At 33.5% G+C, this 19,012-nt stretch carries 18 protein-coding genes, 1 tRNA gene and 2 pseudogenes; 2 read left to right on the top strand and 19 right to left on the bottom strand.

Annotation, left to right across the window (positions count from 1 at the left end; translation table 11 throughout):
- Positions 1-6: 6 nt before the first annotated feature.
- The 12 genes and pseudogenes from B2745_RS07310 to B2745_RS07265 all read right to left on the bottom strand — a co-directional run bounded on the left by B2745_RS07310 (position 7) and on the right by B2745_RS07265 (position 9,810).
- On the bottom strand, positions 7-1,800 hold the full coding sequence (locus B2745_RS07310; protein ID WP_304064792.1) for a glycoside hydrolase family 10 protein: 1,794 nt from the start codon (positions 1,798-1,800) through the stop codon (positions 7-9).
- 140 nt (positions 1,801-1,940) lie between these two features.
- Positions 1,941-2,024, bottom strand: a pseudogene (locus tag B2745_RS16990) (AMP nucleosidase); the annotation flags it as partial.
- A gap of 33 nt (positions 2,025-2,057) precedes the next feature.
- Positions 2,058-2,621 carry a hypothetical protein gene (locus B2745_RS07305; protein WP_304064789.1) on the bottom strand — a complete coding sequence of 188 codons (564 nt, stop codon included), beginning with the start codon at positions 2,619-2,621 and terminating at the stop codon, positions 2,058-2,060.
- Between the two features lie 213 nt (positions 2,622-2,834).
- Positions 2,835-2,918 (bottom strand): annotated as a pseudogene (locus B2745_RS16985) (AMP nucleosidase); the annotation flags it as partial.
- A gap of 33 nt (positions 2,919-2,951) precedes the next feature.
- Positions 2,952-3,515, bottom strand: coding sequence for a hypothetical protein (locus B2745_RS07300; protein ID WP_304064788.1), 564 nt, complete (start codon positions 3,513-3,515; stop codon positions 2,952-2,954).
- Between the two features lie 210 nt (positions 3,516-3,725).
- Positions 3,726-4,580 (bottom strand): AMP nucleosidase, encoded by an 855-nt coding sequence (locus B2745_RS07295; RefSeq protein ID WP_304064786.1) that lies wholly within the window; start codon positions 4,578-4,580, stop codon positions 3,726-3,728.
- Positions 4,581-4,651: 71 nt separating this feature from the next.
- Complete coding sequence (gene clpX, locus B2745_RS07290; protein WP_026902546.1) at positions 4,652-5,893, bottom strand: ATP-dependent Clp protease ATP-binding subunit ClpX; 1,242 nt, start codon at positions 5,891-5,893, stop codon at positions 4,652-4,654.
- Positions 5,893-6,594, bottom strand: a complete 702-nt coding sequence (locus tag B2745_RS07285) for an ATP-dependent Clp protease proteolytic subunit (RefSeq protein WP_026902547.1) — start codon at positions 6,592-6,594, stop codon at positions 5,893-5,895. The genes clpX and B2745_RS07285 overlap by 1 nt, the downstream gene beginning before the upstream one ends.
- 247 nt (positions 6,595-6,841) lie before the next feature.
- The gene (locus B2745_RS07280; protein WP_304064784.1) at positions 6,842-7,267 is read right to left on the bottom strand and encodes a hypothetical protein; all 426 of its coding nucleotides are present in this window, start codon (positions 7,265-7,267) and stop codon (positions 6,842-6,844) included.
- A gap of 107 nt (positions 7,268-7,374) precedes the next feature.
- On the bottom strand, positions 7,375-8,718 hold the full coding sequence (gene tig / locus B2745_RS07275; protein WP_304064783.1) for a trigger factor: 1,344 nt from the start codon (positions 8,716-8,718) through the stop codon (positions 7,375-7,377).
- 71 nt (positions 8,719-8,789) lie between these two features.
- Positions 8,790-8,871, bottom strand: a tRNA-Leu gene (locus B2745_RS07270).
- A gap of 174 nt (positions 8,872-9,045) precedes the next feature.
- Complete coding sequence (locus B2745_RS07265) at positions 9,046-9,810, bottom strand: hypothetical protein (RefSeq protein WP_304064781.1); 765 nt, start codon at positions 9,808-9,810, stop codon at positions 9,046-9,048.
- A 527-nt stretch (positions 9,811-10,337) separates the two neighbouring features.
- Here B2745_RS07265 and B2745_RS07260 point away from each other — a divergent pair.
- Complete coding sequence (locus tag B2745_RS07260) at positions 10,338-10,970, top strand: DUF6266 family protein (RefSeq protein ID WP_304064779.1); 633 nt, start codon at positions 10,338-10,340, stop codon at positions 10,968-10,970.
- Positions 10,971-11,104: 134 nt separating this feature from the next.
- Here B2745_RS07260 and B2745_RS07255 read toward each other — a convergent pair whose 3' ends face one another.
- The 6 genes from B2745_RS07255 to B2745_RS07230 form a co-directional block, all read right to left on the bottom strand.
- A complete protein-coding gene (locus B2745_RS07255; protein WP_304064777.1) occupies positions 11,105-12,151 on the bottom strand; it encodes a virulence RhuM family protein in 1,047 nt (348 codons plus the stop codon).
- 240 nt (positions 12,152-12,391) lie between these two features.
- Positions 12,392-13,198, bottom strand: a complete 807-nt coding sequence (locus B2745_RS07250) for an ABC transporter substrate-binding protein (protein WP_304064775.1) — start codon at positions 13,196-13,198, stop codon at positions 12,392-12,394.
- Positions 13,199-13,275: 77 nt separating this feature from the next.
- Positions 13,276-13,758, bottom strand: a complete 483-nt coding sequence (locus B2745_RS07245) for a hypothetical protein (RefSeq protein ID WP_304064772.1) — start codon at positions 13,756-13,758, stop codon at positions 13,276-13,278.
- A 344-nt stretch (positions 13,759-14,102) separates the two neighbouring features.
- Positions 14,103-14,594 (bottom strand): hypothetical protein, encoded by a 492-nt coding sequence (locus tag B2745_RS07240; protein WP_304064770.1) that lies wholly within the window; start codon positions 14,592-14,594, stop codon positions 14,103-14,105.
- A gap of 116 nt (positions 14,595-14,710) precedes the next feature.
- A complete protein-coding gene (locus tag B2745_RS07235) occupies positions 14,711-16,576 on the bottom strand; it encodes a tetratricopeptide repeat-containing sensor histidine kinase (RefSeq protein WP_304064769.1) in 1,866 nt (621 codons plus the stop codon).
- Positions 16,576-17,328 carry a LytR/AlgR family response regulator transcription factor gene (locus B2745_RS07230; protein ID WP_304064767.1) on the bottom strand — a complete coding sequence of 251 codons (753 nt, stop codon included), beginning with the start codon at positions 17,326-17,328 and terminating at the stop codon, positions 16,576-16,578. Before B2745_RS07230 ends, B2745_RS07235 begins: the two co-directional genes overlap by 1 nt.
- Before the next feature lie 67 nt (positions 17,329-17,395).
- On the opposite strand from B2745_RS07230, the gene mptB reads away from it, so the two are divergent.
- Positions 17,396-18,721: a polyprenol phosphomannose-dependent alpha 1,6 mannosyltransferase MptB gene (gene mptB / locus B2745_RS07225; protein WP_304064765.1), complete on the top strand. Its 1,326-nt coding sequence runs from the start codon at positions 17,396-17,398 to the stop codon at positions 18,719-18,721.
- Here the strand turns inward: mptB and B2745_RS07220 are convergent.
- Positions 18,716-19,012: a type II toxin-antitoxin system RelE/ParE family toxin gene (locus B2745_RS07220; protein WP_304064763.1), complete on the bottom strand. Its 297-nt coding sequence runs from the start codon at positions 19,010-19,012 to the stop codon at positions 18,716-18,718. The two genes, mptB and B2745_RS07220, sit on opposite strands and share 6 nt — an antisense overlap.

Below are 19,012 nucleotides of genomic sequence, written 5' to 3'. Positions count from 1 at the left end.
TAACATTTATTGAATGATTATTTTAGAACGTTCTATCAAACCTTTCCCCTGTATATATAAAATATATAAGCCTGATTGCAGATTTACATTCAGCAAGAAACTGGATTGCCTTCTTGTAGATAAAAATTCCTCAAAGACTTTTCTCCCTGTTAAATCTGCAATGGATACCGTTATCTCATCTTCTTTGTAAGCATCAGGAAAAACCAAATGAACTTGATTTTGTGTAACCGGGTTAGGATAAATCTTAACGACTTGATGATTAATTTCCTGTTCGCCTGGCAAGCTGGTGGTTAGGGTTGAAACGATATTAGACCCAACACTTTCATTATGAAAACGATCTAAGGCTGTTACCTGATAATGATAATTTCCACTACCTATAGTTTTATCGGCAAATCTACCTACACCCGCAGGTACTATAGCTAAAATATTTGCTGCATTTGTTAAATCGATGGTAGTACTTAAAGACCTATATACCACAATTTGCTTTACCTTATCAAACTCTCCTAAACTATTCTGATTGGGTAAAGACCAGTTTAACACCAAAGAATCTGCTCCAAACTTAGCCCCTTCTAGGTTAGCAACCGCTTGCGGAGCAACATTATCTTTCCAAGGCATTAAAGGCAATAGTGCTTTTGTATTGTAGAAACGTAGTCTTAAAGAATCTCTAAAATTAAGCCTTGTGGTACTTAACAGGCTGTTGGTATTGTAGAACACTTCGCCATAAACATTAGCAAAACTTCTGTTTAATCTAATTTGGTTTGGTATTTCTGTTCGCTGTGTCCAATTTGTTCCTTGGGTAGCATCATTAACTTTATAACCAGCCATACCAATATAGATATGTCTGCCGGCAGCATTATTATTCCACCATGGCACTATACGGCTATAATCAGCACCGGGCTGCCCTATATACCAATATACCTGCGGGGTTAAATAGTCAACCCACCCTTCTGCAATCCATTTTTTAGAATCAGCATATAACTGTGAGTAATGTTGCAGGCCGGAAGTTGGTGTTCCAATATCTGGGTTGGTACTATTTCTATAGATTCCAGATGGCGACACCCCAAACTTAACCCAGGGCTTAGCTGCATTAATCAATTGATATACTCCCTGTATTAGAAGATTCACATTATCCCTTCTCCAATCATCCCTATTGGTGAAGCCTCTGGCATGATTCTGAAAAGTAACATCATCATTAAAAGTAGCATTAGGGTAAAAATAATCATCAAAGTGTATCCCATCTATATCATATCGGTTAACAATATCCGAGATAACAGTATTGATATAAGTTCTAACCTCAGGTAAACCGGGGTCAAGCGTTCTTAAATTACCAGCTTGTAACAGCCATTCGGGATGCCTTCTGGCCACATGTGATGCTGCAAATGTATTGATACTGGCTACATTACTAATCGCCCGGTAAGGATTCAACCAAGCATGAAGCTCTATCCCTCTTTTTTTACACTCTTCTATAGCAAATTGTAAAGGATCCCAAAAAGGAGAAGGCGCAAGCCCTTGCGTTCCGGTTAAATCGGCAGACCAAGGCTCAATGGTACTTGCATATAAAGCGTCACACTGACTTCTTACTTGCAGGTATATCACATTGATACCGGTTGCTTGATGATGATTTAAAATATTGATTAATGCACTTTTTTGCTGAGCAACAGATTGTGTTCTAACAGGCCAATCTATATTAGAAAAAGTGGTTAGCCATGCGCCTCTAAGCCCTCTCTTTGTACTGTTTTGAGCAAAAGCAGCGTTTAAGTTTATAACAAAAAGGAATAGCAAAGTAAATCTTATCACCATATTTTGCGTTTTCTTACGTAATATTAAGAAAAAATAAAATTAAAAACGCAAATTATTGCAAATAAATTTATATAAAAACGCAAAAACCCGTAAAACACTTGCTTTACGGGTTTTTCTAAGATATATAAATAAGTTAATCCTTAAAACTTCAAATGCTTAACCGTTAATCCGTTGTTGATTAATTGTTTTAAAGATACTACACCTATTTTTAGGTGAGATTCTATAACTTTACAGCTTTTCTATTAAACTAATAAATCTCAAATCAACAAATCATCGTATTGAGGCAAATAGGTAAACAAATAGTTTATAACTCTGGCTTTTCCCAGATCAAAAGGATCTACTGAATAATCAGGGATTTTTACTTTTAATACTTCCTCTGGGATTAGAACATGCTTTGGATATATACTTTTAAAAAGTTCGAGTACTTGATGAAGTTGCTCATGTTCCCAAGGACATTTACACCAAAAGGTTTCTCTGGAATTAGTTTCAAGTATCATAAAGAAATAAGCTGGAAATATTGGACTTACACATATCGTTAAAATAAGTGATTCGAACAAGCAAATTTGCATATAAAAACATCCATTATAACTCGTAGGCATGGAATAATCTACAAAAAAAAATTTCATTTTATCCAAATTCTCTTTAAACAGATTCCACTGCGACCAATCGCTACCGGATTCTTCTAATTTTTGCATTAAGGATTTGTACTCTACGGTTTCATACATTACCTCCCAATCAAATACCTCATTCAAACCTTTAGGGTAATAATAGCTGATGCAGCTTTTTATCTTTTCAAGCAATTGCTCGTTTTCTTTTTCCATAGCTAGGTAATTAAAACTATTTATTTCATTCTATTAAAATGAATTTAAAATATATACCCTAAAAAATCCCTTAACCTTATCAGACACTAGTATATTTGTAAAACTATCTTTATCACAATTTAAATAACCATCATAAAGTTACCGTAAAAGGTTATAACCTTTGATATTTAGCAGGATTTATAACCTTCTTGATACAAAATCAATCATTAATCCTTAAAACTTCAGGTGCTTTACAGTTAATCCGTTATTGATTAATTGTTTTAAAGATACTACACCTATTTTTAAGTGAGATTCTATAACTTTACAGCTTTTCTATTAAACTAATAAATCTCAAATCAGCATATCATCGAATTGAGTCAGATGGGTAAATAAATAGTTTATAACTCTGGCTTTTCCCAGATCAAAAGGATCTACCGAATAATTAGGAATTTTCACTTTTAATATTTCCTCTGGGATTAAAATATGCTTTGGATATATGCTTTTAAAAAGTTCGAGTACTTGATGAAGTTGCTCATGTTCCCAAGGACATTTACACCAAAAGGTTTCTTTAGAATTAGTTTCAAGTATCATAAAAAAATAAGCTGGAAATATTGGACTTACACATATCAATAAAAGAAGTGATTCGAACAATTTAATTTGTATATGAAAACATCCATTATAACTAGCAGGTGTAGAATAATCTAAAAAACCAATTCCCATACTATCCAAATTTTCTTTAAATAAATTCCATTGCGACCAATCGCTGCCTGATTCTTCTAATTTTTGCATTAAGGATTTGTACTCTACAGTTTCATACATTTCCTCCCAATCAAATATCTCATTCAAACCTTTAGGGTAATAATAGCTGATGCATCCCTTAATCTTTTCAAGCAATTGCTCGTTTTCTTTTTCCATAGCTAGATAAATTAAAACTATTTATTTCATTCTGTTAAAATAAGTTTAAAACATATATCCTAAAAAATCCCTTAACCTTATCAGATACAAACATATTGGTTTGTAAAATTATCTTTATCACAATTTAAATAAACATCATAAAACTACTTTAACAGACGATACCCTCGGATACTTAACAGGATTTCTAACCATTCTGATAGAAATCAATCCTTAAAACTTCAAATGCTTAACCGTTAATCCGTTGTTGATTAATTGTTTTAAAGAGTCTATACCTATTTTTAAATGAGACTCTACATGTTTTACGGCTGTTTGTGAGGCATCTGCTTCTGCAGTTTTAACACCTTCCGGAATCATGGGTTGGTCTGATACCAATAAGATAGCTCCGGTTGGTATTTTGTTGGCAAAGCCGGTGGTAAATATGGTAGCTGTCTCCATGTCAATAGCCATAGCCCTCAAACCTTTCAAGTACTTTTTAAACTCTCTGTCATGCTCCCAAACCCTTCTGTTGGTAGTATAAACGGTTCCCGTCCAATAGTCTCTAGAGTGGTCTCTTATGGTAGTAGAAATAGCTTTCTGCAAAGCAAAAGCAGGTAATGCTGGTACTTCTGCCGGCAGATAATCGTTAGAAGTTCCTTCTCCTCTAATGGCAGCAATAGGAAGAATCAAATCCCCTATTTGATTTTTCTTTTTTAAACCACCGCATTTACCTAAAAAAACTACTGCTTTGGGTTTTATGGCAGTTAATAAATCCATCATGGTAGCCGCTAAGGCACTCCCCATCCCAAAATTGATAATGGTAATACCATCTGCAGTTACGCTTTGCATAGGTTTATCTAAACCATATATGGGCGCTCCGTTATGCCAATCAGCAAATAGCTGCACATATTTAGAAAAATTAGTTAAGATGATGTAATCACCAAATTCATCTAAAGCTCTGCCAGTATAACGTGGCAGCCAGTTTTTCACGATATCATCTTTAGATTTCAGTCCAACTTTTACAGGACTATTTACTTCATGTTCTGGTACCTTAACTGTTTTCTTTTTCACGTCTTTCTCTTCGTTCATAAATTTCTTTTTTAATTATAACCATGGTTGATAACAAAAACGCCCCGTGATATTTGTCCGGGGCGCTTCAATTATGCAACTTTTAATTTTTTGAGATCTGATTTTTCAAATTTCTCCCGGGCATAATCCATGTCTATCAGTAAAGTTTTCGACTTCTGCTTCTGTGATGGTATTTCAAACATCGCATCAATCATGATGGCTTCGCAAATAGATCTTAAACCACGAGCTCCTAACTTAAACTCTAAAGCTTTATCTACAATAAACTCATAAACCTCTTTGGTAAACTCTAAACTGATATCCTCATACTCAAACAGTTTTTTGTACTGTTTAATCAATGAGTTTTTAGGTTCTGTTAAGATGTTTAATAAAGTTTCTCTATCTAAAGGATTAAGATAAGTTAATACGGGCACCCTTCCTATCAACTCTGGTATCATCCCGAAAGATTTTAAATCTTGCGGTGTGATGTATTTATACAGATTTTCTAGATCTACCTCACTATCTTCCGTTTTAATTTTATAGCCTACAGTTTGTGTTCTTAAACGGTTGGCAATTTTCTTTTCGATACCGTCAAAAGCACCTCCGCAAATAAATAGGATGTTATTGGTATTTACCGGAATCATTTTTTGATCGGGATGTTTACGACCGCCCTGAGGAGGTACATTTACAATAGTACCTTCCAATATTTTTAGCAAGGCCTGTTGCACACCTTCACCAGAAACATCTCTTGTAATAGATGGATTATCACTTTTACGAGCTACTTTATCAACCTCATCAATATACACAATCCCTCTTTCTGCCGCAGCTACATCATAATCGGCAGCTTGTAGCAAGCGGGTTAAGATGCTCTCCACATCTTCGCCAACATAACCTGCTTCGGTTAAAACTGTAGCATCACAAATACAAAAAGGTACATTTAAAATTTTGGCAATAGTTTTAGCTAACAAGGTTTTACCTGTACCTGTTTCGCCTACCATCATGATGTTAGATTTTTCAATCTCTATTTCATCTTTACCAATTTTTTGGTTAAGCCTTTTATAATGGTTATAAACCGCAACGGCCAATACTTTTTTGGCACTATCCTGCCCTATTACATATTGGTCTATATGGCTTTTTATTTCTTGTGGTTTTAATAAAGTAAGGGTGGCATGTGCATTTTTACCTTTTCTTAGGGTAAATTCTTCTGCCAGAATATCATTAGCCTGTGCCACGCATTTATCACAAATGTGCGCATCCAATCCGGCAATAAGCATTAAAGAATCCTGCTTACCAGCACCACAGAAAGAGCATTTGATATCTTTTTGATTTTTACTCATTATTGTTTATTTGAATTTACGCTTAACACTTCATCAATCATTCCAAATTCTTTGGCTTCATCTGCTTTCATCCAATAATCACGGTCTGATGCTTTCTCTACCCACTCATAAGTTTGACCAGAATGTTTAGAAATGATATCATAAAGCTCTTTTTTAAGCTTTAGCATTTCTCTTAAATTGATTTCCATATCTGAAGCCACACCTTGTGCCCCACCAGATGGCTGGTGAATCATGATACGGGCATGCGGTAAAGCAGCTCTTTTACCTTTTGCGCCCGCACACATCAATACCGCACCCATAGATGCTGCCATACCTGTACAAATGGTTGCCACATCTGGAGATATAAATTGCATGGTATCATAAATACCTAAACCTGCATATACAGAACCTCCTGGCGAGTTGATGTATATCTGAATATCACGTTTAGCATCTGTAGATTGTAAAAACAACAACTGTGCTTGAATGATATTGGCATTTTGATCATATACGGCATCGCCCAAGAAAATGATACGATCCATCATCAATCTCGAAAAAACATCCATCTGAGCAACATTTAACTGGCGCTCTTCTATGATATAAGGTGTCATGGATTTTGGCATCATGATCCCTTCTACATTATTGATGTATTTATCTACATGCATACCACCTATTCTGTGGTGCTTAACGGCATATTTACGGAACTCGTTTTTATCTATATTCATGATTATATTTTATTTCTATTTTATCGATTTTAAACTGGAATTTAAATCTTGTATTTCTTCTTTTTAACGGTCTTATTGCTGCTTTGTTTTCAATTGCCAAAGTATTTAATAAAATTCATATTTAAGTTAAATCATCATCAATTGGTTGTAATTTTTATCAATATACCCCCTTTATTATAATCTTTAATCTAAACATTTAAAGTTATATTTTTATAGGCATGAGATACCAACCCTGATATAAAAGATATTATTTACTTCTTGTATATGTACTAGTATTTATTGCATACTCCTTATTTTGAATCGATATATCATAACGAAAAACAGTAAAAAACTCATCAGCACCATTAAATTTAATGGGAAAGACTGTAGTAATATCATATTGTTTAAAAGTTATTTTGTCATCTTTTAAGGTATAGGTCCACTGCTCTATCAATATATCATTCTTATCATAAAAGCTTGCTTCATTATCAGTAAATATGATATATTTAGTGCTAGAATAGTGAATTTCATTAGGTTTGGGCTGCTGCAATACTCCATTAATAAATTCCTCATGCACAAAACTTTTTGCGTCCCACCTTCCTTTTAAACGGGTATCTAAAGTGTTATTATCTTTTTTACAACCTATGAACGTGGTTATAGTTAATAATAAAAATAGTGTAAAGTTATTTTTCATAAATAGTTATTTATAATTTTCAAACTTAATTAAAAATTTAACTTCTCATAATTAGAAAAAAAAAAAGCAGCTCTTTTGAAGCTGCTTTTTGCCCGAGGTAACTTAAATTAAGCTAACTCTTGAAATTTCACATAATCAATTTCTTTTTTATCTAACGTGATAACAGTTTTCAAGAAATCAAATACTTTTTGAGCTTTAACCTCATCAAAAATACGGTTAGCATTTTCTTTAGTTTGTAAAAACTGTACAGCATATTGGCTCAATTGCTCTTCTGTTAAGGCTTGAGGGCTATACATTCTAAACTGCGCATCTAAACGTTGCTTAGCTGCTTCTAAAACATCCTCATACTTGATTTCGATGCTATTATCCTTAATGATTTTATTTTCTACTAAAGTCCATCTTAGGTTTTTAGCAAAATCATCATAACCTTTTTCTAATTCTTCGTCTGTTAATTCCTTATTGGTCATTTTTAACCATCTTTTCAAGAAATCATCAGGCAATTGCATATCTGCTTTAGAAGCACCGTATTGGTATAAATCTGCTGCTAACTTACGGTCTGCATCCTGAGCCATCATAGACTCAACTTCTTCTGTAATTTTTGCTACAAATTCTGCTTCTGTAGTTACTGCACCCTCACCAAATAGTTTATCAAAAAACTCCTGATTTAAATCAGCTTCTTCTAATCTATTGATATTTTTAACGGTTAACTTAAATTTAGTTTGAGGGATGATTGGATTTTCCTCATCTAATTTTAAGATTTTAACGATTTGTGTATTGTCGTTAACTGCATTTACTAAATCAAAAGCTTCAACAACATCGCCTTTTTTCAAGCCGATAAGTGACTTTTGAACTTTTTCATCACTTACAATCTCTAATCTTAAAGAAGAAGTTACATTGATACCACCTTCTAAAACTTCGTTATGTTGATCTAGCTGAACAAACTCGCCAAAAATAACATCACCCGCTTCTACAACTTCAGGATTAGTCATTTTACCATAACTTCTTCTGATGTTTTTGATACGAGCATCTAAAGTTTCTTTGTCTGCTTTTACTACGTATTGCGTTAACTTGTCTTTTGAAGTAAACTCAACATTTATTTCTGGTGCTAGACCAAGCTCGTAGTTGAATACAAACTCATCGTTAAAATCCCAATTAAACTGGCTATCATCTTCTTTTGGAAGCGGCTGCCCTAAAATTTCGATGTTATTTTGTTGTAAATAGTTATTTACAGTATCAGAAAGCAAGGTATTGATTTCATCCACTAAAATACTTTTACCATACATTTTTTTGATATGTGAAGGAGGAACCATTCCTGGACGAAATCCTGGAATTTTAGCTTTTTTAGCCTGTTCTTTAATGGCTTTATTTACTTTCTCCTGGTAATCATCAGGACTGATTTTTACGGTTACCACTGCATTAAGATCACCGGTTTTTTCCTGTGTAATGTTCATTTCTGAGTATTTTTTAAATGATACGACTCTATACAAAAATCCCTCTCAATTTCTTGAAAGGGATTGGTTTGTGCGGAAGAAGGGACTCGAACCCCCACGCCGTGAAGCGCCAGATCCTAAGTCTGGTGCGGCTACCAATTACGCCACTTCCGCATTTAGGATTTTATTTCCAAAAGGCTTTAACGTTTTGGGACTGCAAAGATATAATTTGTCTTATTTAAATCAAATGCTTTTCTTATTTTTTTTGATTTTTAAGGGATAAGCCTAATATTATCCTTATAAACATTTCATCATCAATAGGTTGCAATCTATTAAAGCTTTATAGGTTTATAATTTCCATCTTAAACCTGTGAAAATATCAAGTCTGGTTAAGCTTTCATAATTGCCTTCTTCTAGTTCAACGGTTTGGGTCATATTACCAACTTGCAAGTCATACTTCTTTAGCGTACCCCCTACTAAACCTAAACCAAGACCTAAAGAAAGCTTTTTTGTAAGACAAAAATCTGCACTAAAATCTATACTCGCACCAAAAGTACCTCCTTTTATGAGGACATAAGAACCTGCATAATTTGCATTATTTCTATAATCTAAATATCCTAACCCAAAACCTGTTACCAATTCTGTTTTTCTACTTTTAGAATAGTAACGGCTATAAAGCACTGGACCAATAAATTGTGTAGTGATGTTATCTCTTATTTCTTGGAGAGAAGGACCAAACCCATCATCAAAAAAAGTAACGTCCTGATTCTTAGAATTAAAATTGATGTACTTTAACCCTAAACCAATTTGCTCTCTCCAAAAGTAACTTGCATCCACACTAAAATGAGCTCCGGATTTAAGATCTCTAACATAATCTTTAGACTCGGCAGGTACTTGATCGTTAATTTTAGCTAACAAAAAACTTAAACCTCCGCTAACACTTAGCCTAAACTTAGAAAAAGATGGTGTTACTGGCTTTGAAACACTGTCTTTCTTTAAAGTATCAGTTGTTTTAACAATAACTGGTTTCGGTGCTAAATTGGTTGTTGTTGTTTGTGCTTTTAAATTTGTTACAATCGTAATTACTATTGTAGTAAGTAAAATTTTCTTCATAGGTATAACCATATTTATTTTGGCTACGAAGATATTTATTTTCTTGAATGGATAAAAAATGCTTTTATAAAATCTGTTGGTTTCTTCCGGTGCTTAGCTAATTAAGGGTTTCAACTTTTTCTTATGCTTCACAAACAATGTATCTTTTATCATATTTCCTTATACATTTTAAGGAATCATCCAAACGCTAGCTAGGCATTGCTTTTAAAAGTTTAATAAAATAACACAGTGATATTTCTGTATCAGATTCTGGATGTGCTTGTTATAAACCGAGGGGCCTTAGGCAAATATCACTAATCAGTTTTATCATCTTCAAAAAACACTTTTTTTTATAAAAACATGAAATATTTCCTTTAAGTAAAAAAATCATTGGTTATTAATTTTCCAGAGCTAACAGGGTACTAACAGGGTGCTAACAGGGTCATAACAGGGTACTCACTTGTTTTTTAACCCTGTAAACTTCTTATAAATATTTTGTAATTACATATTAATTAACTAGTTTTATATAAATCAATCTACATCAAACTATGGGAAAATTGAAAGAAGGCATACTAGGTGCCTTTAGCGGAAAAGTAGGAACAGTGGTAGGCGTACAAAGTAGCAGAGGTAATTATATGCGCTCTTTGCCTAGAAAAAGAACTGTTTTCACAGAAAAAGAACTACTCAATCAAGCTAAGTTTAAACTGATACAGGATTATCTTAAGCCAGTCCAAGAACTTTTAACAGTTGGATATAAAGGATATTTCACCAAAACTGGTGGCTATCGGGCTGCTATTGCCTATACCAGAAAACATGCTTTAGTAGCTGATGATGCAGGCTTTTATATAGACCCAGCTTTATTTAAGATAAGCGGTGGAGACCTTGAGCAGGCCTTAAACCCTAATTTTAACCATACCGAGCAGGGTGTTTTGCAATTCTCATGGGATGCGACACAAAATATAGGATTAGCAGACCAATTACTCGCTTTGGTTTATGATCCTATAGCTAAAGAAGGAATAAGCGTTGTATATGATGGAACATTACGTAAAAGTGGAAATTTTAGCTTACAGCTTCCATTAGATTTTACTAAGCGAGAAGTTGATGTTTATATGGGCTTTATGGCAGCCGACCGTTCCAGACAATCTGATAGCCAATACTTAGGCAGAGTAAAGCTTATTTGATAGGTAAATTTATGGTTAGATTTTTATAGAGGTTAGAAAAATACGCTGGTACTTTTAATAATCTGCTGCCGTACCAGCTGAACTGCTTTAGCTTTGATTGCGACTGATGATAGTTTTTTTAGCCTCTCTATCGTTTAATCCTTTTTAGGTAGAAGTTGATTTTTGATGATCTTATCAAAATCACTTTCAAATAATCTATCCTGAAAGATTCTATATTTTTCAAATTCGCTTTCTGCGTGGACTTTGGCTATTTCGGTAGTTACTTTACCTGCATTCTGTAGTATCTCCCTATCCGTAGCTTCTATAAATTTGTTTAAGCGACTTTCCCAATCTTCCATAGTCATAGGGATTTGACGGATAGCCATATCTTCTGCAATATCTAAATAGGCAGAAACCAAACGCTGTAGTTGCTGCATTTCATTTTCGGACAAATAGTTCTTAGCCACGCTCACATCAAATTTTTGAATTTTCCCATTTGGAGCATCTTGCCAAGTGGCTAATCCCATATTTTCTTTTTGGTGATCTGCTCTGTTTATAATTACCTCTGCTGCTGTTTGACCATGAATAGCCCAATGTAGTTTGTTTTGTACCGTTGCAAAAAAACGTTTGGTAGCTTGCGCACTCAAATCATAGTCGATAGCCGTTGCATAAATATCTGTTATCTTTTGATAGAACTTCCGCTCGCTCAAACGTATTTCCCTGATACGTTGTAGCTGTTCCTCAAAGTATTTTTTACCTAGAATAGTACCATCATTTTTTAGACGCTCATCATCCATAGCAAAACCTTTGATAGTAAACTCTTTCACAATTTGTGTAGCCCATTTTCTGAACTGAACAGCTCGTTCAGAATTTACTTTGTAACCAACCGCAATAATTGCTGAAAGATTGTAATGCTGAGTATTATAGTTTTTACCATCTGCGGCAGTTATCCGGAAATTCCGGATAACTGAATCGGATTGCATTTCATTATCGTTAAATATCTTTTTAAGATGCTCGTTAACAGTCCTTACATTCACGTTATAGAGCGTTCCCATCATTTTTTGTGATAGCCAAATATTTTCATCAGCATAAATAGCTTCAACTCCACCTTCTCCAGTAGCTGCAATAAATGTTAAGTACTCGGCTGTTGAAGAGCGAATTATATCCTTAGAATCTAAGGGTTTATTTTCTTTCTTACTCATTTTTTCTTTGTTTTTTGACTCTGACAAGCAAAATATATTAATGTTTTTATTTCTTCATACATTTTCAACAAAATACATTAAAAGTATAGTCTTGCTTTTAAAAACTATTGGTAATAACAGTATGATATTTCACTATCAGTTTTTCATAAATTTTATGACAAACCTTTAGACATAGCATCATTGCTTCTAATTTAATCAGATTTTTTATATCTGATAGCCAATACTTAGGCAGAGTAAAGCTTATTTGATAGGTAAATTTATGGTTAGATTTTTATAAAGGTTAGAAAAATACGCTGGTGCTTTTAATAATCTGCTGCCGTACCAGCTAAACATTTCGCCATCAACCAAAGTGATAAAAGCTTTTGGAAAATATTTTTGAAGCTCTTCTATATGTTTCTGCTTAAATGGATAAGGTTCAGTAGAAAGTAAGATGACCTGAGGTTGTAGCTCTTGCAAAGCCTCTAAAGTTATTTCTGGGTATCGGGTTTCGGTTAATACATTTTCAAAACCACAATACTTTAACATATCATCAATAAAAGTATGCTTAGCAGCCAGCATATAAGGGTGTTTCCAAATGAAATAAGCGGCTTTTAATGGTTTGGATGAAGGAGTTAAAGCTTCAAAATCAGACCTAATAGTAGTGGCAATTTCTTTTGCTTTAGCTTCTGTACCCGTAAGTTTACCCACCTGTATTATCATATCCAAAGCTTCTGCTAAGATATGGATATCACTTATCCAAACAGGAAACTCTTGTGCCAACGCTTCTATGTGTTCTTGTTGGTTTTCTTCTTTATTAGCGATGATTAAATCGGGTTTTAGGGCTCTAATTTTATCGATATTTAGGGTTTTCGTCCCTCCTATTTTAGTCTTTTTTTGGAATTGTTCTGCGGGATGAATACAAAACTTGCTAATACCAACAACTTCTTCATCCAAACCCAAATCAAACAACAATTCTGTTTGTGAGGGCACTAAAGATATGATTCTTTGGGGTGGATAATTTATGCTAATTGTCCTGCCTAGTTGGTCTGTAAATATTTTGTTTTGCATGAACAGCAAAATTAATATAAAAAAAGAAAGTCGGGACTTTAACAGCACCGACTTTGCTTCACACCTTATAGCTCCAATTATCTATTATCAACCGGATTTGGTGTAGTAGAAAATTTATAAGTTTGTAAATCTTCCCCACTTCCGTAAGTAAATTCTAATTCTGTTGCTGTTAATTTGGTGATATTAAATTCAAAAGTTCTTATGTCTGAGTCTAAGGTACCATTACTAACTCCAGATACATGATTTCCTAATTTCATATTAGCTACAGCTTTACGAGGACCGGGAAAACTGATAGAAATGGTTTTTTGATCATTTATTAAAGTATAATTACCACTCCCCCAATCCCAAGTTTCTTCAAAAGTACCATTGGCTTTGAAGTCCCAATAATCATCTGCATAAAATGAGGTTGTACTAAAATCTCCACTAGCATAAGATTTATAATACCATTTTTTTACCAATAGCGTCTGGTTGTCTGGACCATCATCTTTTTTACAAGAGGTAAAAGTTACACTTGTTGTTAAAGAAACAAGTAGTAAAAATAAGAGTTGAATTTTTTTCATGACTTTTAGATTTTGATTTTGTTTATCCAAAAGTGTATAAAATGACCCACTTTAAAAGCGAAAGTTCACGAAACTCCTATTTAATATCATGAACTGTATTTTTTATTTCATAACATGGGTAGATGAAATGATGGATATTTGGATTTTGTATCTGTCCGGATGATGAGGAATTGTCTGAGGATATGATGATCAATGGTAAAATTAAGTAAACTCAAAAAGTATGGGTGGTCACTAGTTTTTACTCTTTTAATGAGCGTATAAGAAGCATGTTCTAGGTTAAAATATAAAAAAGTCGATACTTCATTATAGTACCGACTTTCTTTTATAAAGTTCTGAATTTAATATTATTTGGCTCTAACTCTTTCGGGATTTGGTGTGGTAGAAAATTTATAAGTTTGTAAATTATCTCCGCTTGTATACGTAAATTCTAATTCTGTAGCTGTTAATTTGGTGATGCTAAACTGATAAGTAATAGCAACGGCAGCTTCTGCTTTCACCCCAGGAAACTTAGGATTGCTAACCGTTTCAGCTAAGGCTCTTAAAGCTGCATCCCCCGGCGGAAAAGTTATAGAAATGGTATTTTGATTATTAGTTAAAGTATAATTACCATTCCCCCAATCCCAGGTTTCTTCAAAAGTACCATCGGCTTTAAATTCCCAGTAATCATCTGCATAAAATGCAGTAGTACTATATCCTTGTCTTACAAAAGATTTGTAATACCATTTCTTTACCAATAGCGTTTGGTTGCTTGGTTCTTCATCTTTTTTGCAAGAGGTAAATGTTATACTTGTTGTTAAGGTAACAAGTAGTAAAAATAAGAGTTGAATTTTTTTCATGACTTTTAGATTTTAGTTTTATTAATCCAAAAGTGTTTAAAATCAACATCTTTAAAATTATAAGTTCATGAAACCAAGGTTTAGCTTCATGAACTGTATTTTTTATTTCATAAGATTTATACAGAAAAGATAATAGGTAGCTTCATTTCTACTTTTGTACCTGCTGGTAAACCCTGCTCATCTTTTAAATCTGTATAGCTAAAGACCTCATCTAAGGTACGTGTTGGATTTAACAGCTGTAACCTTTGTGCAATGGCTTTGGTAGAAAATGATTCATGTTGAACCGCCTTGATTTGAGCTGATGCTTCTCTACCGATACCATTATCGGTTACCGTACACAAAATGTAGTTTTCATCATCCGATAAACAGAAAATAACTTCTAAAAATTTAGATCCTGTTTGATGCATCAAACCGTGTTTAATACTATTTTCTACCAAAGGCTGTATCAACATAGGTGGTATTTTCAGATAATCATCATCCAGATTTTCATCTACATTTACTTTATAAAAAAAATCTTGTTGGAACCGCATTTTTTCCAGTTCCAGATATTTGGTAAGTAGTTCTACTTCTGTACTTAAACTGATACTTTTTTTACCTGATACTTCCAGAATTTGTCGGGTTAGATAGGTGAAATTGCTCAATTGCTCATTAGCTTTTAATTTATCGCCATACATAAACTGCTCTTGTATGCTGTTTAAGGCATTAAAAATAAAGTGCGGATTCATCTGACTTTTTAAAGCCTTAAGCTCACTTTCGGTAACTTTCTTTTCTGCTATCAATAACTTTTCTGCTTCTGCCAATTGTGTTTTTAGCAATTCATTCTTTTGTTTGATTTGGTATCTCGAAAACAAGAAATAAGCAATAATGGCAATCCCTAGAAAGGCTCCAATGATGCTGTAGATGTAAATATTTTTTTTGGCTGATTGTAATTGGGCTATTTTTTGTTTCTGATTGAGATTTCGAATGGTGGCTTCTTTCTTTTCTGTTTCGTATTTGGCATTTACATCTGCAATAATTTGTTGCTTTTCTTTACCATAAATACTATCATTTACGGCCATATAAGCTAAAGTTGCCTGATAGGCATTTTTAAAATCGCCCTGTTTCTCATAAACTTCTAAAAGTGTTTTATTAATTTTTAACAGCGTGTTTTGGTCGTTATCCTGTTTGGCTATCTGCAAAGCTTCTTTAAGGTATTTAACCGCATTTTCTAGTTGATTAAGTTTAAGATAGGCCTGACCTATACTTTTATAACTATTACCTAAAAGTTTAGTAAAGCCATTTTCTTTGGCTACCGCTATGGAGGAAGTGAGGTAAGTAAGAGCCTCTTGATGCTTACCCAAGTAGTTTAGTTCTTCGCCAATATTACCCTTGGATAAGGCTATACCGTAAGAAATCTGCAATCTTTCACAAATACTTAACACTTTCTGATGATAGATTACCGCTTGTTTATGATCTCCTAAAGAGGAGTAGGCTGCACCCATATTGGTTAAAATAGCAGCCCTATTTTGAGATAAACCTGCTCCCATTTTCATTAAAATAGCATCCGCTTCTTTAAATTGTTGAAGTGCCTTTTGTTGCTGATTAGTTCTGGTATATAGGCTGGCCAGGTTGCTTTTACCAATGATGATGTTTTTACTATTTTTCTCTTGTTCTGCTAAACGCAAAGCTTTTATATAATAAACAATGGCTTTATCGTAAATAGCCTGCTGGTAATAATAGTTACCCAAACAGTTTAATGCAGCGGTTTCGCCATTTTTAAACTTTAGCTTTTTTGCTAGCTGAAAAGCTTCCTGAGCATATTTTAAAGCTAGTTTATCCCCCGTAAAAATATTGGCTATACAATAATCAACCAATAAATTTACCCGGGTAGTATCCTGTTTCTGGTACGATGAGATTTCTTTTAATAAAGAATCTTTCAAGGTATCGGCTTTTAAGACGCTACTGAAACTAAAAAAAAGGATAATAAAAAATATTTTGTTCATTAAGAAAGGTTATTTTGTTGCATAAAGTGTTCAAATTCTTCTTTTCGCTCTCTGGATATAGGCAGCATCACCCGGTCATCATAACTCACAAATAAGCCCTCTTTTTTACTATACTTTTTTAATAACTCTGTATTGATTAAATAAGACCTGTGGATTCTAAAAAAACGAGCATCTGCATACAGCAAATCTTCAAAATATTTTATTTTTTTTACTGCTAAATGCTTACCTTCTTTGTGGTGTACATGGGTATAAGACCCATCGGCTTCAAAATAAAAAACATCATTCAAATCCAGAAATATCATACCATCCCCGATATTAACCGCCAGCTTTTTGATACGCTTTTCTGATAAATTATCCTGAAGTATTTTAATTTGATTTTCTTTATGCAGATGATAACCTTCTAATTTGTTTACTGCATCTATCAGTTTCTGTATTCCTATAGGTTTAAGAATATAATCAACGGCAGAAACTTCAAAAGCTTTAATTGCGTATTCTGAATAAGCAGTACAAAATATAGTTTTAAATTTGGGCGAATTAAAATAATCAAATAAAGCAAACCCGTTTTCATTAGGCATTTCAATATCTAAAAAAACAAGGTCTATTTCGTTTTTATTGATGAGCTTTACAGCAGTTTTTACATCAGCAGCTTCATCTATAACCAAAACTTGAGGGCAGTATTCCTCTAAAAAGTTCCTCAATAGAGAGCGGGCTTTAGCTTCATCATCAACAATGATGGCTTTATATGGTAACATGGCGTTTTACTGAGTTGTTGCTTAAATTATAATTGAATTTGAGACCTGTAAATTAAGTAATTTTTAAATGAATTTAAATATTAAAGGCTATCTAGCCTCAGATTTAATTAAAATTATTATTTTCTTGTTGAGTATTTGCTACCTCAGTTACGGTATAGCAGACAGGGAGCAAATTTTTGAGTTTTGGTTAGGAACGGCAATCGCTTTTGCCTGCTATTTTATACTCATCAACGATAAGCACCTCTCAGTCAGGTTAATTTTTCGGACCTCTATATTCATCAGATTTCTAATTCTTTTTAGTTTTCCTATTTTAAGTGATGATGTTTACCGTTTTATCTGGGATGGACAATTACTGCATCAAGGGATGAATCCGTTCGGATATAAACCCTCTGATTTGGTTCAAAATCCTACTTCTTGGCTTGATATGTTCTTGTTTAATAACATGAATTCTCCTGACTATTACTCGGTTTACCCTCCTGTAAATCAGCTTGCTTTTTACCTAAGTGCTATATCGGGTAAAGGAAATTTGCTAGCATCTATTGTTATTTTAAGGAGTTTTATCCTGTTGTTTGATGTTGGAAATATCATCCTTATTAAAAAGCTTTTGAACCATTATCAAAAAGATGAACGATTGGTTTTCTTGTATGCTTTAAATCCTTTAGTAATCATTGAATTTACCGGGAACCTGCATTTTGAAGCGGTGATGATATTTTTTACTCTTCTATTTATTTGGATGCTATTAAAAAACAGATGGATTTTAGCTGCTATCTCCTTAGCATTGGCTATTTGCAGCAAACTTTTACCTATCATTTTTATCCCCTTGATGATCAAAAAGGTAGGTTTAAAAAAAACGATTTTCATCGGCCTGATTACAGGCTCTGTTTGTCTACTGCTATTCTTACCTTTTTTGCACACAGAAAAATTATGGATGAATTTTAGAGAGAGCTTAAATCTTTACTACGGCAAATTTGAGTTTAATGGCAGCTTTTACCAATTGTTTAGAGCTATTGGCTGGGAAATTTATAACTATAACCCTATTGCTAAAACCAGTAAGTTACTGATTGCACTTACTCTGATAGGTTTTATCATCACCTATATCAAAAGCAAAAACTTATTTGAGGGCATTTTTTGGCTGATTTTTATTTACAATATTTTTGGCGCTATTGTACACCCTTGGTATATATTATTTTTAGTAGCGCTTAGCCCTTTTGTTAAATGGCGATTTGGTATGGTTTGGAGTTTATTGATTTGCCTTAGTTATTATACGTACAGCACACAGCCTTATCAGGAAAGTATGGCTTTGGTGATGGTAGAATATGGTTTATTGGGTGTTTTTTTAATTTATGAAGCTTGGGATTCATCAAAAACGCAAAAATTAAAAACAACTCTATAAAACTAATTTAGCTGGGTCTTGGCGTGTATCCCAAAACACCAAAAGTTCTACATTATTTGCTTTAATTCTATAAAATAAACTTACTTGCTTCAAAAGCACACATTTATGTATACTGCCTTCTTTAGAATAAGGGAAAAGCAAAGGATTTACTGAAATGTGTTCTAATACTTCTTCTGTCCGATTAAAAAAGGCTTCAATCTCCTTTATTGTCCAATGATGTTCTAAATATTCTAGAATGTTATAATAACTACTTTTCGCAATGGGAGACCAAATGATTGGATAATATCCCAT

The sequence above is a fragment of the Pedobacter glucosidilyticus genome (assembly GCF_002483235.1).
GTDB lineage: Bacteria > Bacteroidota > Bacteroidia > Sphingobacteriales > Sphingobacteriaceae > Pseudopedobacter > Pseudopedobacter glucosidilyticum_B.
The sequence above is the reverse complement of the archived record's forward strand: the minus strand, read 5'-3'. Positions and strand labels throughout refer to the sequence as shown.

Bases quoted from the DNA above. Each gene is read 5' to 3' on its own strand.
- B2745_RS07265 (WP_304064781.1), bottom strand. From the start codon at position 9,810: ATGAAGAAAATTTTACTTACTACAATAGTAATTACGATTGTAACAAAT.
- B2745_RS07250 (WP_304064775.1), bottom strand. From the start codon at position 13,198: ATGCAAAACAAAATATTTACAGACCAACTAGGCAGGACAATTAGCATA.
- B2745_RS07245 (WP_304064772.1), bottom strand. From the start codon at position 13,758: ATGAAAAAAATTCAACTCTTATTTTTACTACTTGTTTCTTTAACAACA.
- B2745_RS07300 (WP_304064788.1), bottom strand. From the start codon at position 3,515: ATGGAAAAAGAAAACGAGCAATTGCTTGAAAAGATTAAGGGATGCATC.
- tig (WP_304064783.1), bottom strand. From the start codon at position 8,718: ATGAACATTACACAGGAAAAAACCGGTGATCTTAATGCAGTGGTAACC.
- B2745_RS07305 (WP_304064789.1), bottom strand. From the start codon at position 2,621: ATGGAAAAAGAAAACGAGCAATTGCTTGAAAAGATAAAAAGCTGCATC.
- B2745_RS07280 (WP_304064784.1), bottom strand. From the start codon at position 7,267: ATGAAAAATAACTTTACACTATTTTTATTATTAACTATAACCACGTTC.
- B2745_RS07235 (WP_304064769.1), bottom strand. From the start codon at position 16,576: ATGAACAAAATATTTTTTATTATCCTTTTTTTTAGTTTCAGTAGCGTC.
- B2745_RS07220 (WP_304064763.1), bottom strand. From the start codon at position 19,012: ATGGGATATTATCCAATCATTTGGTCTCCCATTGCGAAAAGTAGTTAT.
- mptB (WP_304064765.1), top strand. From the start codon at position 17,396: ATGAATTTAAATATTAAAGGCTATCTAGCCTCAGATTTAATTAAAATT.
- B2745_RS07310 (WP_304064792.1), bottom strand. From the start codon at position 1,800: ATGGTGATAAGATTTACTTTGCTATTCCTTTTTGTTATAAACTTAAAC.
- B2745_RS07295 (WP_304064786.1), bottom strand. From the start codon at position 4,580: ATGAACGAAGAGAAAGACGTGAAAAAGAAAACAGTTAAGGTACCAGAA.
- B2745_RS07255 (WP_304064777.1), bottom strand. From the start codon at position 12,151: ATGAGTAAGAAAGAAAATAAACCCTTAGATTCTAAGGATATAATTCGC.
- B2745_RS07230 (WP_304064767.1), bottom strand. From the start codon at position 17,328: ATGTTACCATATAAAGCCATCATTGTTGATGATGAAGCTAAAGCCCGC.
- clpX (WP_026902546.1), bottom strand. From the start codon at position 5,893: ATGAGTAAAAATCAAAAAGATATCAAATGCTCTTTCTGTGGTGCTGGT.
- B2745_RS07260 (WP_304064779.1), top strand. From the start codon at position 10,338: ATGGGAAAATTGAAAGAAGGCATACTAGGTGCCTTTAGCGGAAAAGTA.
- B2745_RS07240 (WP_304064770.1), bottom strand. From the start codon at position 14,594: ATGAAAAAAATTCAACTCTTATTTTTACTACTTGTTACCTTAACAACA.
- B2745_RS07285 (WP_026902547.1), bottom strand. From the start codon at position 6,594: ATGAATATAGATAAAAACGAGTTCCGTAAATATGCCGTTAAGCACCAC.